The sequence below is a fragment of the Glaciecola sp. 33A genome, assembly GCF_002836745.1.
Taxonomy (GTDB): Bacteria; Pseudomonadota; Gammaproteobacteria; order Enterobacterales; family Alteromonadaceae; genus Glaciecola.
In genome coordinates this window covers 93,806-107,103 of record NZ_PJAR01000025.1, presented here as the reverse complement: position 1 = coordinate 107,103, position 13,298 = coordinate 93,806, and the positions used below count along the sequence as shown (strand labels likewise).

The 13,298-nt window shown below is 40.4% G+C and carries 13 protein-coding genes and 1 tRNA gene; 6 read left to right on the top strand and 8 right to left on the bottom strand.

Translation table 11 applies throughout. The features are described 5' to 3' along the window. The first annotated feature begins 77 nt into the window (after positions 1 to 77). A complete protein-coding gene (locus CXF81_RS03315; protein WP_101179975.1) occupies positions 78 to 1,661 on the top strand; it encodes a sulfotransferase in 1,584 nt (527 codons plus the stop codon). Between the two features lie 11 nt (positions 1,662 to 1,672). Here the strand turns inward: CXF81_RS03315 and CXF81_RS03310 are convergent, their stop codons facing one another. The 3 genes from CXF81_RS03310 to CXF81_RS03300 are packed head-to-tail and all read right to left on the bottom strand — an operon-like array spanning position 1,673 to position 5,133. Beyond that, positions 1,673 to 2,458, bottom strand: coding sequence for an RMD1 family protein (locus CXF81_RS03310; RefSeq protein WP_101179955.1), 786 nt, complete (start codon positions 2,456 to 2,458; stop codon positions 1,673 to 1,675). After that, the gene (locus CXF81_RS03305; RefSeq protein ID WP_232771762.1) at positions 2,442 to 3,671 is read right to left on the bottom strand and encodes a GNAT family N-acetyltransferase/peptidase C39 family protein; all 1,230 of its coding nucleotides are present in this window, start codon (positions 3,669 to 3,671) and stop codon (positions 2,442 to 2,444) included. Before CXF81_RS03305 ends, CXF81_RS03310 begins: the two co-directional genes overlap by 17 nt. Next, complete coding sequence (locus CXF81_RS03300; RefSeq protein WP_101179954.1) at positions 3,661 to 5,133, bottom strand: RimK family protein; 1,473 nt, start codon at positions 5,131 to 5,133, stop codon at positions 3,661 to 3,663. Before CXF81_RS03300 ends, CXF81_RS03305 begins: the two co-directional genes overlap by 11 nt. 195 nt (positions 5,134 to 5,328) lie before the next feature. Between CXF81_RS03300 and CXF81_RS03295 the strand changes: the two genes are divergently transcribed. Beyond that, a complete protein-coding gene (locus CXF81_RS03295) occupies positions 5,329 to 5,556 on the top strand; it encodes a hypothetical protein (protein ID WP_101179953.1) in 228 nt (75 codons plus the stop codon). Positions 5,557 to 5,650: 94 nt separating this feature from the next. Here the strand turns inward: CXF81_RS03295 and CXF81_RS03290 are convergent, their stop codons facing one another. The 3 genes from CXF81_RS03290 to CXF81_RS03280 all read right to left on the bottom strand — a co-directional run bounded on the left by CXF81_RS03290 (position 5,651) and on the right by CXF81_RS03280 (position 8,792). Then, on the bottom strand, positions 5,651 to 6,502 hold the full coding sequence (locus CXF81_RS03290) for a LysR family transcriptional regulator (RefSeq protein WP_101179952.1): 852 nt from the start codon (positions 6,500 to 6,502) through the stop codon (positions 5,651 to 5,653). Positions 6,503 to 6,592: 90 nt separating this feature from the next. Further along, the gene (locus tag CXF81_RS03285; protein WP_101179951.1) at positions 6,593 to 6,784 is read right to left on the bottom strand and encodes a hypothetical protein; all 192 of its coding nucleotides are present in this window, start codon (positions 6,782 to 6,784) and stop codon (positions 6,593 to 6,595) included. A gap of 94 nt (positions 6,785 to 6,878) precedes the next feature. Beyond that, positions 6,879 to 8,792: a M1 family metallopeptidase gene (locus CXF81_RS03280; RefSeq protein WP_101179950.1), complete on the bottom strand. Its 1,914-nt coding sequence runs from the start codon at positions 8,790 to 8,792 to the stop codon at positions 6,879 to 6,881. Positions 8,793 to 9,126: 334 nt separating this feature from the next. On the opposite strand from CXF81_RS03280, the gene modA reads away from it, so the two are divergent. Genes modA through modC form a run of 3 tightly spaced genes read left to right on the top strand, consistent with a single transcriptional unit; the run spans position 9,127 to position 11,803 of the window. After that, entirely contained in the window at positions 9,127 to 9,939 is an 813-nt protein-coding gene (gene modA, locus CXF81_RS03275) for a molybdate ABC transporter substrate-binding protein (protein ID WP_101179949.1), read from the top strand. A 59-nt stretch (positions 9,940 to 9,998) separates the two neighbouring features. After that, complete coding sequence (gene modB / locus CXF81_RS03270) at positions 9,999 to 10,694, top strand: molybdate ABC transporter permease subunit (protein WP_101179948.1); 696 nt, start codon at positions 9,999 to 10,001, stop codon at positions 10,692 to 10,694. A 2-nt stretch (positions 10,695 to 10,696) separates the two neighbouring features. Then, positions 10,697 to 11,803, top strand: coding sequence for a molybdenum ABC transporter ATP-binding protein (gene modC, locus CXF81_RS03265; RefSeq protein ID WP_101179947.1), 1,107 nt, complete (start codon positions 10,697 to 10,699; stop codon positions 11,801 to 11,803). Positions 11,804 to 11,850: 47 nt separating this feature from the next. Here the strand turns inward: modC and CXF81_RS03260 are convergent, their stop codons facing one another. Both CXF81_RS03260 and CXF81_RS03255 read right to left on the bottom strand, forming a co-directional pair. Continuing rightward, a complete protein-coding gene (locus tag CXF81_RS03260) occupies positions 11,851 to 12,315 on the bottom strand; it encodes a DUF2721 domain-containing protein (RefSeq protein ID WP_101179946.1) in 465 nt (154 codons plus the stop codon). A gap of 84 nt (positions 12,316 to 12,399) precedes the next feature. Beyond that, positions 12,400 to 12,476, bottom strand: a tRNA-Pro gene (locus CXF81_RS03255). Between the two features lie 137 nt (positions 12,477 to 12,613). Between CXF81_RS03255 and CXF81_RS03250 the strand changes: the two genes are divergently transcribed. Then, positions 12,614 to 13,297 carry a 2OG-Fe(II) oxygenase gene (locus tag CXF81_RS03250; protein ID WP_101179945.1) on the top strand — a complete coding sequence of 228 codons (684 nt, stop codon included), beginning with the start codon at positions 12,614 to 12,616 and terminating at the stop codon, positions 13,295 to 13,297. The last annotated feature ends 1 nt before the right edge of the window (position 13,298 follow it).

Genomic DNA, 13,298 nt, shown 5'->3' with positions numbered 1-13,298 from the left:
TAGCATTAATTTTTCTTTATTTACACTCTCTTATATGGCATTTTTACTTGCTTCGTTAATTGTGGATACCTATTATTTTGACTTTGCAGGACTCGCACGTATCTTTTGAGAAACAGCTCAACATTGCGCAAGATGCAGTTGCTAAAGGTGATTTTAAACGTGCATTTAACCTATTCTTAGCATTACAGAAATTGGCACCAAAGCGCGGTGATGTCTGCTTTTATTTTGGATCTGCATTGCTCAGTGTGGAAGAGTTTGACTCAGCGATCACACAACTCTCAAACGCTTGCCAATTATTGCCAACCCAACATGAGCCTCTTTTTAAACTAGCGGATGCTTTTGAAATGGTTAATTCTGTTAGGGATGTTGAAACCGTAATCAACTTTGCCCTAACTCAGTTTCCTAAAAATGCTGTCGTTATTTATCGAGCGGCTAATTTTTACAGGGAAGTAGGTCAACTGATTAAAGCGGATGAGCTAGCCTCTGAATGTATCAATTATTCAGATGACAACTTACTACGTAGTTATGCATGGTTGCTCAAACTCAACCTTGGTCAAATGCAAGATATCAACCTAGCGCATGATGCTCTCAGCGCAATAAATAATATAATACCCAATATTGACGACTTGTCTGACAACCTTTCTCCTAATGAGCCCAACAGTGACAAGGTAGACAATAACTCGGCCAGCGATAACAAATTACAAATGATTGTTAACTACGCACTTGGTCGCTACTTCGAATTAGCAAAACGAAGCAAACCGGCGTTTGCGCACTGGAAAGTTGCTAACCAGCTTCAATTATCTATGTGTGACTATCGAGTCAACGATTTACGCGATCTTTTTACAGCGATCCAAATAAATTCAAATGCAAAAAAATATCACCGAGCTAAAAGCACGCGTTTTACGCCTATTTTTATCCTTGGTTTGCCGCGCACTGGTTCTACCTTACTCGAACAGATGCTATGTCAACATTCAGATGTGTCGAGTTTAGGCGAACAAGCTATTATTGCCAGTCAAGTAGCCAACTTCGTGGCCCACCATACGCAACAGCCCTACCCTTTATTTATGCCCGAATTGGACACCAGAAAAGGACAAGAAATTTGTCAGCAAGCAGCTAATATTTATGTAAATGCGATTAAGAAAAGGCAATTAAGCACGCCATTTGTGATTGATAAACTGCCTGCTAACTTTCAATCTATTGGCTTAATTAAGACCTTATTTCCACATGCAAAAATCATTCATTTGACGCGACAGTTTGCTGATACTGGGCTGTCGATTTTTAAGAATCATTTTGACGCCAACGAACCTTACTTGTGTGATCTCGGTGAATTATCAGTTTACAACCAACTTTATGGCAAGCTAATGCAGCACTGGCGGCAAATCTATCAAGATGAAATTTTTGAAATAGAGTATGAAACTTTAGTTAGTCAGCCACAATCGACCATGCACCAAGTACTCGCATTTTGTGGCTTGAGCCATCAACAGGAATGTTGGTATGAGCAATATAAGAAAGAGGATAAGCGAGAACAAAAGCAAAAATTGGTCAGCATGGTTAAAACCTTGAGTTCGGCCCAAGTTACTGAGCCTATTCATCAAAGAGCAATAGGCCAGCATAATAAATATGCCGCCTATTTAAAACTCAATGGTCTTGTTAATGATTAACACCACACACATTATTTAAAAAAGAAGAGCACAATTTCTGTCGCAATCAAAATAATAACTATCGATCCCAAAAACGATAAATGTTTGTGGTTTTGCTCAGTCGCCAACATGTCATATAGATCATGCATAGTCTGCCGCTTTAGATTTACCAATTCAATTCTTGGTTTTAGTTCTAAATATTTTGATAAGCTCAAATACAAGTGGTCCACCACCGGGAAATCCCAAAAAAACTCAGGTGTGTCCAACACGCGACAATGCAACATAATGTCACTTCTTGTCTGCAATAGTTGGCCTCTCAATTTTGCCAACGCTTTGCGACTTAAGGGAAGCTTACCCGTTTGTGACAAGGTGTTGATCAAATACTGATTATTACTAATTGTATGCTCGGCCAGTATCTCAACATGCTGCAATTTGGCTGACTGAGCAAAAGCATGACTCAAGGTTAACAAACTATCAACCTGCACATTAGGCAACGAGAGCTGGTTATCCACAATAACCAACTGACTGGATTCTTTGCCTGCTTTAACAAACTCATATCTGTCTGTCTGTGCCGGATTTACCCCTTTAGCAATGTGTTTTAGGACGGTCAGATAGTGATCTTGCTTTGCAGGGTTAACTCCCCACGCAACCAATACCCCATAATCAAAAATAAACAGGTGACCTTTGGGCATTTCGATGTGCACTGCATCGCGGTACTTTTGTACAATATATAGTTTTTCAAACTGCGTTTTGACTTGTTCCAAATCAATTTGTGCTGCAAATAAGATAATTTCTGCGTTGTTATTGAAGAAACTCATTTCTTGCCTCTCCTATGGATTCAATTTTTTGTTTGCCTGGCGTTATTATTAAGCAAGTTCTTAATTTGCTTTTTCCAAAAACCGAAAGTGATGCAAAATCTTCTTTTAAAATAGGTAAATGCTGATAGTCCAAATCAATATCTTCACTTTCGCCAGCATCGCTTTGACTATTGCCATCCAACCTAGTGCCAGTCTCATTGTAGAAACCTTCGCTACCATCAGGGTCATGCAAATATAAGCACCTGTCATCCGCATGCGTTATTGCAACCCAGTGTGGGGTTTTTTTACCGTCAAATTGATAAGTACTGATAAGGCAAATAACAGCGAAACCGTTAGACAGGGCGTTTTCAATTTGCGACAGTTGTATTTCATTTTTATACACCCGCACGTTTGCTTCAGTCGCTTTCTCTATAAAGTCTTGTTCCACAATGCGCATAATTGATTTTTTGTGCTCGCTGCGAACCCCGTCAATAAACAAATCATTAACTTGTGTCGAATAAACTGCAACTTCGAATCCACGTTTATGAGCTGCTAATGCAAGTCCTAACGGATGGCAACCACCATGTCCTGATGTCATAAATATAGTCGTTGCATGGCGCCAAATATCGATTTCGGTAGCTTGATCAAATCGAGTGCTTTTATGCAAATACTTCATCGCCATCATTAAAGCGCTTGGACCACAGGTAAATTCAGTGGTCTGCTTATACCATGGGTAATAGCTCATATTGCTGGCCATCGTAGTCTGTTGTATGGCTTTTTGAAAACGCAAGGCGTCGGCACCCGTTTCATAATATTGACGATAAATACCAAACTTGCGATAACCCAACTTTTTATACATTTTTATGGCACCGAAATTATCCTCAGCTACTTCCAAACGCATAAACAAACGTTGTTCGGTTAAGGCTATCTCTTCAAGCTTCAGCAACAAGGCTGGTGCGATATTATGGCCTCTCGCATTGGGTAGCACAGCAAGCGAATACAAGCGTGCTGAGCGACTACCTTTGCGTAAAATAACCAGACCATAACCGACGACTTCAGCCGCCTTTTGAGCTAAAACTAGAATACCATTGTCTGCTTTTAACCAATAACTCATGCGCCTGCGCGACAACCTGTCATTATCAAAACACGCAAGCTCGATACGCTCTAAAGCATCTAAATCTTGGATAGAGGCAATTCGCAACTGCATATCAACAACCACGGTATTAGCGGCCACGTGCTTCCAACCTGTTGGCAAATTCTTGCATAATGATCATGTACAGTTCCTTGCCCAGATATAAATCTTCTACTTTTGACTCAATACTCGGGTTGTCATTCACCTCAATAACATAAACTTTGCCATTAGCTTGTTTAATATCAACACCGTACAAGCTGTTGCCAATCATTGAACAGGCTTTAACGGCAGCATCGAGCACCGGTTTTGGTACTTCAAACGTTGGTAATGTTTCAAAACCACCTGTGGTATTGGTCTTTGAATCATGGTTGTAAATTTGCCAGTGGCCTCTCGCCATATGATAGCGACAAGCGTATATAGGACGACCGTTTAAGACCCCAATCCGCCAATCAAATTCGGTGAAAATGTATTCTTGTACTAACACTAGTGCCGACTCATTCAACATCTTTTCTAGTTTGAGCCTAAGCTCTTGAATATCTTTAACCTTAAATACACCCATAGAAAATGAACTTTCTGGTAGTTTTAATACCATGGGGAAACCGAAGTCTTCCGCTAATTTTTCGCAGGTTAGCGTCTCGTTATCGGAGACAAAATGACTGCGTGGCGAGGGTACTTTGTGGTAGCTAAATGCGTCGTGTAAAAATACTTTATTGCAGCATTTCAAAATACTTGTGGCATCGTCCATAACCACTAGACCTTCTTGCTCGGCTTTACGTGCAATATGATAAGTTGGGTGATTAATAGCCGTGGTTTCGCGTATAAATAGTGCGTCATAATGCCCAATATTGGTCGCTTGTGTTGAGTTAATAACTTCAGCATTGATACCAACAAGTTTCGCCGCTTTTATAAAATGCTTAATCGCTTTTACATCGCTTGGCGGAGTAGCTTCATTTTCATTACACAAAATAGCCATGTCCCAACGCGCTTGTTTTCTTTTACTGCCCCGTCGCCACGTTTTTAACATATAGTCATGTAATGCTTTCGCCAATTCGGTCTTGTCGTTATTGTCGTTATTGTCAGCTGATTGCCAATCACCAAAGCCGACAGTCATAACGGTTGCATTGGCTTGTTTACTTACCGACACACTTAAGAACGGCGCAGGGAAACGTTCAAAGGCGAACTTTGCAATGGGGGCCATAGAAGCGGACTTTGTGCTGCCGAAAAATACGTCACAGTGGCTACCATCTTGCACCTCATCACTTAAGGCTTTTGGCAGTGTAATGGTCTTCATCTGTAAAGACTGTTCTTGGCTCTCAATAATCAAATCGTTAATGGTATTGACGCTAGGCAACACTTTGTGTGTTCTTGCCTCTGCTAAAAGAGAACAGTAATACCCTTTGCTCAAATATCTATCCGTGGCACACAAATTAATGACACGCATTTTGCCTTCATCACGTTTAGGAAATTCAGATAAATACCTATCAAAATCAATTACTTCACAATCATGTAAATCTAATTGACTAAATTCATTCGGCGAATCGACAACAATTAATGTCGTTATCATTTTTGCTTCCCAGTGTAAGTAAAATTAAGGGGTTAATATCGCGCGAAATATAGTCTTTACGTGCACTATATCAAGATAAAAATCAGCTGATTTGAGTGAAATAAATTATTCCACAAGAACATTTTTTTTTGCTCGCATTTAAACATTACCAACATACACTTAGCACATCGAAACACATGTTGATTTGGAGGGTTTATGAAATATACGTTACTAGTGGTTGGTTTGCTTTTTGCTGCGTCGACTATCGCAGACGAGCGTCCTGTCGCTGATGCTCAGCTTATTAAGGAATACAAAGAATACTGCAAGGAAATTGCGGACGACGAGGGAACAGGAAAATTATCAATGGACGAATTCTTGCTTGTATGTGTAAACGAAGAGCTAGAGACTGAAGGATATCAACCGATTACCAAGTTACCGAAATAATAAAGGACTGCACCTTTCATGAAGGTGCAGTTTTCATCAAAATTAGCGTTTATCAAGATATGTGCTAACAGAGCAATAGTGTCTGTTAACGCACTTACTTCACTTTTAGTTGCATATAAGCAATTAGTTCTTCTACGCCTCGATTTTTCTGATTCTTTAATTGATTTAAATAGACCGGGATTTTAACTTCTTGAGTTAATTGCGAAGGCGTAAAATTAGCGAGTACTTCTCGTAAATTAGTATCCAGAAATGCGTGTGATGTTATCGGTAATATTAAACGACTGACCTCAACAGCAGCCAATGCCAATGCAACATCTATTGAAGAAGTGCGTAACTTAGCTTTTCTTAATTCGGGATGTAGTTTACCCAGTTTGTCGTTAACAGAAGGTGACCATTCAATATTGATGTCATGAATTTCGCTATCAATCTCGCTGTTCGCACTATTTGACTGATACATACAAAGTGAGACTTCAAACAACAAACTACTTTCAATATCATCCGACTTAACCTGCGATGTGGTTAAGGCAACGTCAATACTGTGTTCATGCAGTTGCCTGGTGATTTGTTCGATAGTGGCGATTTCATGCTGGAAGCTAACGCTATTGAAGTGAGTAAGCAAGTTTGGCAGCCAATTAGAAAAGCACAGCAAAAATGCATTCTGGGTTGAAGCACAGCTAATGTGCTGGCACTCTTCTTGGGCCAATAACTTTCTTGCTTTTGACAATGTATTCGAGAGTTCTTGAGCGTATGGGATCAGCTTTTGACCTGCTGGCGTAATTTGAATACTATTACGATTTCGAATGAACAATGCAGTGTTGAAATACTCTTCCAACAGTTTAATGCGAGCACTAACTGCCGACTGAGTTAAATATAAATTTTCGGCTGCACGACCAAAGTGTCTGGTTTCTGCTACTTCAAGAAAGGTAGTTAAAAATCTAATGTCCACAAATAAACCAGTAATCGATTGATTACTGGTTTATAACGCGATTTTTACCATGAGTGCAATGCTTAATGTCGCAACTTAGCAAAAAATAACTCAGTGCACACTCTCGGCATCGTCGTTTTGCTTATTGCGAGCGGTGGTCATATCCTTACTGGCGCGCTTTTTACGCACCAACTCGGCTTTAGCTTGTTCAACCTTGCCCTCATCGTTTTGCTTACCCACAATCCAATCTTGGTTGTCAAAATCATCACTTTCTTCTTTGCGAAATCTGTAATCTTTACTCATAACACTTAGCCATAAATCAGGAGTGTATATAATAAAAAAAAAGAGCCAAATAAGTACAACAAATTATTTATTTCCTGAAGAAAAAAATAATTGATTACTCAACATAACCTTCATTCGCGCTTATAGTTAGCGGGTGGTAACCCGGTTTTGCCTGTTCAAATGCTTTTTTCGCAAACGCTTTGCCATCGGGTGTCTTTGATAACTCACGATATAAAGGCTTGACTAATTTGTTACGGCCAATGGTCGTTAAGTACTCGTACAGACGTTCATACGCAGGTTTATATTGATTTTTCACCGCAATCATTAACCAGCTATGTGCTATTTCATTATTTTTGCTTACCGTTAACGAAAATGCAGCATCCAGCTCTGCTAACTGCTTTTCATTTAAAAGCTCAGGCATGTTATTCAAAAAATACAGCCATTGATGCACAGTCCAGTCTTGCGTTTGGGTCATGTTAGCGCTGGTCTTCCCTGCTAACCATTGCTCTCTCGCTTTGTCGACATTCACAAAAGCGTCAGATTCTGGTACCGGAGCACCTTCAGGAATTCCAGGCTCAAAAATCCACTCATTAATGCGTTTTTTATCAAGCTTGTCGGCATATTGGCTTAGCAAGGTTACATCTAGGTAAGCTAAAAACTCATCGGTAGTAATACTTTTAAATGAAAAGTGCTCGAAGTAACTTAACAGGAATTTATCGAAATTATCACGCCCAATTTTTTGCTCGATCTCGCGTAAAAATAGGGCACCTTTTTCATACGGAATATTAGAAAACACATCGTCGGGATTTCTACCACGCAAATCGATCGCAAGGATTTGGTCAGCTGGCGTTAGTGAGTTTATAGCAGCTTGCAAGTCCTGATAACCAAGTACTGCTTCCATATTATAACGGTCTTCACCATACACCATTTCCATAATACGATAGGTCAAATAAGTAGTAAAACCTTCATTTAGCCACAAATCACGCCATGTTGCATTGGTCACCGTATTGCCTGACCAGCTGTGTGCTAGTTCATGCGCAATCAACGATACAAGGCTTTTGTCACCGGCAATCACGGTTGGCGTAATAAAAGATAATCTTGGGTTTTCCATGCCTCCAAAAGGAAATGAAGGAGGTAAAATTAATAAGTCGTAGCGATCCCAGCCATAAGGACCATATTTATTTTCGGTCGCAACTAGCATGCTTTCAGTATCTTCAAACTCAGCGGCCGCAGACTCTAGTAAAGCCGGTTCGGCATACACACCTGTGCGCTCACCCATTGCTTTAAAATGCAGATCGCCAATAGCTAAAGCAATCAAGTACGATGGAATAGGTTGGGGCATATTAAATTCGTAAACGCCATCGCGTTCAGTGCCCGGGTCATTGGACGCACTCATTACGGCTAACAACTCTTTGGGTGTTCTAATGGTTGCAGTATAGGTGACTCGGACTTGCGGAGAGTCTTGCAAAGGAATAAAGCTTCGTGCGTGGATTGCTTGCGCTTGGGTAAACAGAAATGGGTATTTTTTACCTGCTGTTTGCGCTGGCGTTAGCCATTGTGCACCGGACGCTGTTGGCGATGTTTCATAATAAATAGTGAAGGTGTCTGACCCTTTGGGCATTTTGATGTGCAGCGCGGCACCTAAGTTTTGATCTGCCGCTTTCAATTCAAAGGGAACATCATTGCCTTGGCTTGTGACGCTAAAGATAACGAGATCACGGGTATCCAATATCACTTCATCTGCATTTTCTTGTTGACGTTTTACGGTCACTTGCACACTACCGATGAGTTTTTTACTAATAAAATCAGCGGTTAGATCTAGGTTTAGATGCGTTACTAAGACCTCGTCTGGATTGGCATAAGAATGGTAGTCTTTGCCGACATCGATTGCAGAACTGCTTGCCATATCATTTTGCACGTTTTGACTAAGCATACTCTCGGTATCAACCGGCGAGGGGTCCTCAACTGGAGAACAAGCCACCAAGGATACAGCTAGGGTAAACATGCTTAGTCTAAAAAAGTTTTTCATTTGATTTTTTCCATCTGTATATTTTTGAATGAGTTTTAATTATTTTTTTTCAAAATTTGGCTTTCCTTTGCCACCTAGTATAGACGATTACAACAGACTGAGTTTGACATAAAACAAGATATGAAAAACTGTGTCCCTATCGTCTACTCTCATTATGTCTATTCTTAGGTGGGTTTTGTCAACTAACTATTAGTACTAATTGCGCAAATAGGAGGTCAAATATTCATGCTGAATTAGTCAAATAAACAGTCTTAAGTTTTAGACATTAAAGGAACATTACTGGTATCATATTGCACTGTCATGTTGCATCTCGTCGAGTCTAAAAAACCCAACTATGAAATATAATGTAACATTCACTCTGTCATTAAGCATGCTTTGTATTTGCTTATTTCTGTATCCATTAACACCAAGCAATGCCGTTGACTTAAATCAACCAGCTTCTGAAAAGTCACCTTCGATTAACATAAAAACGCGGCATGCGAATGTGGCCGTTGCCTCAAATTTTATTAAACCTATGCAAGAGCTCAAGGCACAATTCGAACTAAAAACACCGCATAAAATACGCGTTTCATACAGTTCATCAGGAAAGTTTTTTGCCCAAATCGTGAACGGCGCGCCCTACGATCTGTTTCTTTCCGCTGATCAAGTAAAGCCTGATGAACTCATCAAGCGAGGAAAAGCGAGTGCCCGTGGGCGCTTTACTTATGCGCAAGGAACACTCATTTTGTGGTCCTCGAATGCTACATTGGTTAATAACTCACCCGATGTTTTATACAATAACCAGTTCAGAAAAGTAGCCCTTGCCAATCCTAAATTTGCACCTTATGGTCAAGCTGCGGTTGATGTTTTAAAACATCTGTCAATAGTTGAACAGACCAAGCCAAAATGGGTAATGGGAGAAAGTATTTCTCAAACCTATCAATTTGTTGCAACTGGCAATGCGGAGATCGGATTTATCTCTTTTTCACAAAAACCAGAACACGGTTCATATTGGCTGATCCCTGAATCTTATTACAATCCAATAAAACAAGATGCTGTTTTATTGGAAAATGCAGAGCATAATGCAGCGGCGTTGGCTTTCTTTGAATTTTTGAAAAGCAATGACGCGAAAAACATCATACAGTCACATCACTACACAGTTGATTGATACAATTGATTCATTTTCGCAATAATAAAATAGCGGCGTATTGCTAACAAGGAACTTGCATGGGACTCATCGATTCTGACATTAATGCTATTTGGCTAACCATAAAACTAGCGTTTACTGTCACCATCATTCTATTGATTATAGGCACACCTATCGCTGTCTGGTTGGCAAAAACAAAGTCTTGGCTGCGCGGGCCAATAAATGCAATCGTTGCATTGCCATTAGTGTTGCCGCCAACTGTTTTAGGTTTTTATCTATTAATCGCAATGGGACCGGAAGGTCCTATCGGCGAACTTACAGAGCAACTTGGCCTAGGGCTACTGCCTTTTACTTTTTGGGGCTTAGTTATTGCCTCATTATTTTATTCGTTACCATTTGTTGTACAACCGATTCAAAATGCAGTAGAGGCTATTGGCAACAAGCCATTAGAAGCTGCTGCCACGTTGCACTCTAAGCCTATGGATACTTTTTTTCACGTCATCTTGCCACTTGCTAGGCCAGGCTTTATTAGTGCCGCTATATTAGGCTTTGCACACACGGTAGGTGAGTTTGGCATTGTACTGATGATAGGTGGTAATATACCCGCAGAAACCAAAGTTGTTTCTATCCAGATTTATGATCAAGTTGAAGCCTTAGAGTACGCTGGCGCACATCGTCTATCGGCTATTATGCTCGGCTTTTCATTTATCGCGCTGTTGCTACTGTATAGTTTTCAAAGGCGCGGTATTGCTACCAAATTTAGAATTGGACGCTGATTATGACCCAGGTTAATAGCACGTCGTCGACTATCGTTGCCAATTTGCAGATCAGTTTACATAGCGGTTCCCAAGTATTCGAACTTAGCGTAAATAGCGAATTTCCCAGTACCGGTATCACTGCAATTTTAGGTGAATCGGGCAGCGGCAAAACAACATTACTTAGATGCATTGCAGGACTTGAAAAAAGTGCTAAAGGTCTACTAAAACTAGGTGAAACGACGTGGCTTGATGATAAGCATTGTGTTCCCACTTATGAACGTGAAATTGGATATGTGTTTCAAGATGCGCGATTATTTGAGCACTTAAGTGTGCAAGGAAATTTACAATTTGCAATAAAACGCAGCCATGAAAAAGTGCAAAAGGCATTTTATGCGGAAGTGATTAATGCATTAGACATTGGACATTTAATGCAGCATAAGCCAGATCAATTATCGGGCGGTGAAAAACAACGCGTTGCTATTGCTCGTGCCTTGTTAGTAAAACCAAAAATGCTGATCATGGATGAACCACTTGCTTCTCTGGACAATGCGCGCAAACAAGATGTACTACCCTATTTAGCCGCACTGCAAAATATGTTTCATTTGCCCATCCTCTACGTAAGTCACTCAACCGATGAAGTATGCCGATTAGCCGACCATGTCATTGTGCTTCACCAAGGCAAAGTCGTTAGTCAGGGTAGCATCAATGACGTGTTTGCCAGTGCTCAATTGCCACACATTTATAAGCAAGAAACTAGCACTATTATTAAAGCCAAAATTATTGAAAAAGATGAACGCTGGCATTTAATAAAAGCAGAATTTGACGGCAACACGCTTTGGCTACAAGACCATAATAAAGCAATAGGCAAAACGGTCAGGCTACGAATTATTGCTAGCGACGTCAGCTTATCACTGCAAGATGAAAAAGAAAGTACTATTTTAAATCGACTAGAAGGACGTATTGGCGGTATTGAAATAGATAAAAAAGGCGCCACAGCTCTCGTTACCATTGACTTAACGAATTCAGAGATTGTCGCTCAAGTAACCCGTAAATCTATTGATGATTTATTCTTAATGGTAGGAATGAAAATTTGGGTACAGATAAAATCGGTCGCTATTTTGGGTTAACAGCATGTTGTTTGCGGTATTTTTAATGTTAAAAACTGACAGTTTACTTATTTATTTTTAGTCAGCTTTTGTACCTTTGAAACATTTATTTTTAGCGATGCGGTAGCTAAGCTAACTTCAAAGAAAAATGCGATAAGTCCCCCAGTCAACAATACAATACTGCTCATAAACGTGGCTAATATGATGGTGTCTAGGCTGGTGCTAATCAAACCATTAATCATCAATAAAATAATATCAAAACAAATCACAAGGGCAGACGCAATAAGGAAGTTAATGGACCAATTGGCCAGTCGCAAGCGTTTGTTTAGTATCCGAATTTCGAGTCGAACTTCGCCATCAATGCAGGACGGTTGTTGACGGCCTAAAGCTTCAAACCAGCGTGCTCTGTCAATCACTCTTCCGACGCGGCCTGTGGCAACATTAACTAGCGTTCCTATACCCACAATAAGGAAAATAGGCGCTAACGCTAATTGAATGATGTCGACAGCATTTGGACTTAAAATAAATTCCACATTTCACTCTTTTTGGTCATCACTAAGTAGTCACATGTTATTGATTATTTGCTGTTTTGAATAGGATCCGAGGAAGTGCTTAATTGGTCGGTGTGATAGGATTCGAACCTACGACCCCTTCACCCCCAGCGAAGTGCGCTACCAAGCTGCGCCACACACCGACCGAAGCGAGTATTATATTGATTACATTATATAATTCCACCGTTATTTTGTTTTTATCTTGATTGTGCTGTATTTAAGTATTGTCAAACCCAACTTTCACCTGTAAAAGTATGTTTTTTAATCATACGTATTGTATATGCAAGTTCCCAACCTTCATCAATTGCAAACACCCGCTCATCTGATTGAGCAGCAAAACCAATCATTGTTTGCAAAAGTCGCCACTGACCTAACAGATAAGGGGTACAGTATTCAACCGTTTGCCTTGCCACTTGAGTTATCCAACAACTTGCTAGAACAAGTTTCATCAATGTCCTCACAAGCGTTCGTGGAGGCTGGGATTGGGCGTTTACGCAAGCATATGCACAACGATTTTGTTAGGCGTGATGAGATTTGTTGGATAACAGGCAACAGTGAAGCTGGGGCACAATGGCTAGACTGGACAGCGCAACTGCAACACTATTTGAACCGACACTTGTTTTTAGGCTTATTTTCATTTGAAAGCCACTTTGCGCACTATGCTACAGGCTCTTTTTATAAGCGACATTTAGATGCGTTCAAAGGTGAGGCAAACCGGATTTTATCAGTGGTTGCCTATTTAAACCCGCATTGGCAACTAGGGGATGGTGGCGAATTAGTGCTTTATCAAGATGAATTTGATGCACAAGGATTAAAGGTTATCCCAGCACTTGGCACGTTAGCCATATTTCTAAGCGAAGAGTTTCCACATGAAGTGTTACCCGCTCAACGCGACCGCTACTCAATTGCAGGTTGGTATAGAATAAATGCTAGTTCAGCAGATCGAGTTGACCCACCGAGATAGA

Excerpts from the sequence above, each read along its gene's own strand:
- CXF81_RS03300 (WP_101179954.1), bottom strand. The coding sequence starts at position 5,133 with ATGATAACGACATTAATTGTTGTCGATTCGCCGAATGAATTTAGTCAA.
- CXF81_RS03280 (WP_101179950.1), bottom strand. The coding sequence starts at position 8,792 with ATGAAAAACTTTTTTAGACTAAGCATGTTTACCCTAGCTGTATCCTTG.
- modC (WP_101179947.1), top strand. The coding sequence starts at position 10,697 with ATGACCCAGGTTAATAGCACGTCGTCGACTATCGTTGCCAATTTGCAG.
- CXF81_RS03250 (WP_101179945.1), top strand. The coding sequence starts at position 12,614 with ATGCAAGTTCCCAACCTTCATCAATTGCAAACACCCGCTCATCTGATT.
- modB (WP_101179948.1), top strand. The coding sequence starts at position 9,999 with ATGGGACTCATCGATTCTGACATTAATGCTATTTGGCTAACCATAAAA.
- CXF81_RS03285 (WP_101179951.1), bottom strand. The coding sequence starts at position 6,784 with ATGAGTAAAGATTACAGATTTCGCAAAGAAGAAAGTGATGATTTTGAC.
- CXF81_RS03295 (WP_101179953.1), top strand. The coding sequence starts at position 5,329 with ATGAAATATACGTTACTAGTGGTTGGTTTGCTTTTTGCTGCGTCGACT.
- CXF81_RS03310 (WP_101179955.1), bottom strand. The coding sequence starts at position 2,458 with ATGAGTTTCTTCAATAACAACGCAGAAATTATCTTATTTGCAGCACAA.
- modA (WP_101179949.1), top strand. The coding sequence starts at position 9,127 with ATGAAATATAATGTAACATTCACTCTGTCATTAAGCATGCTTTGTATT.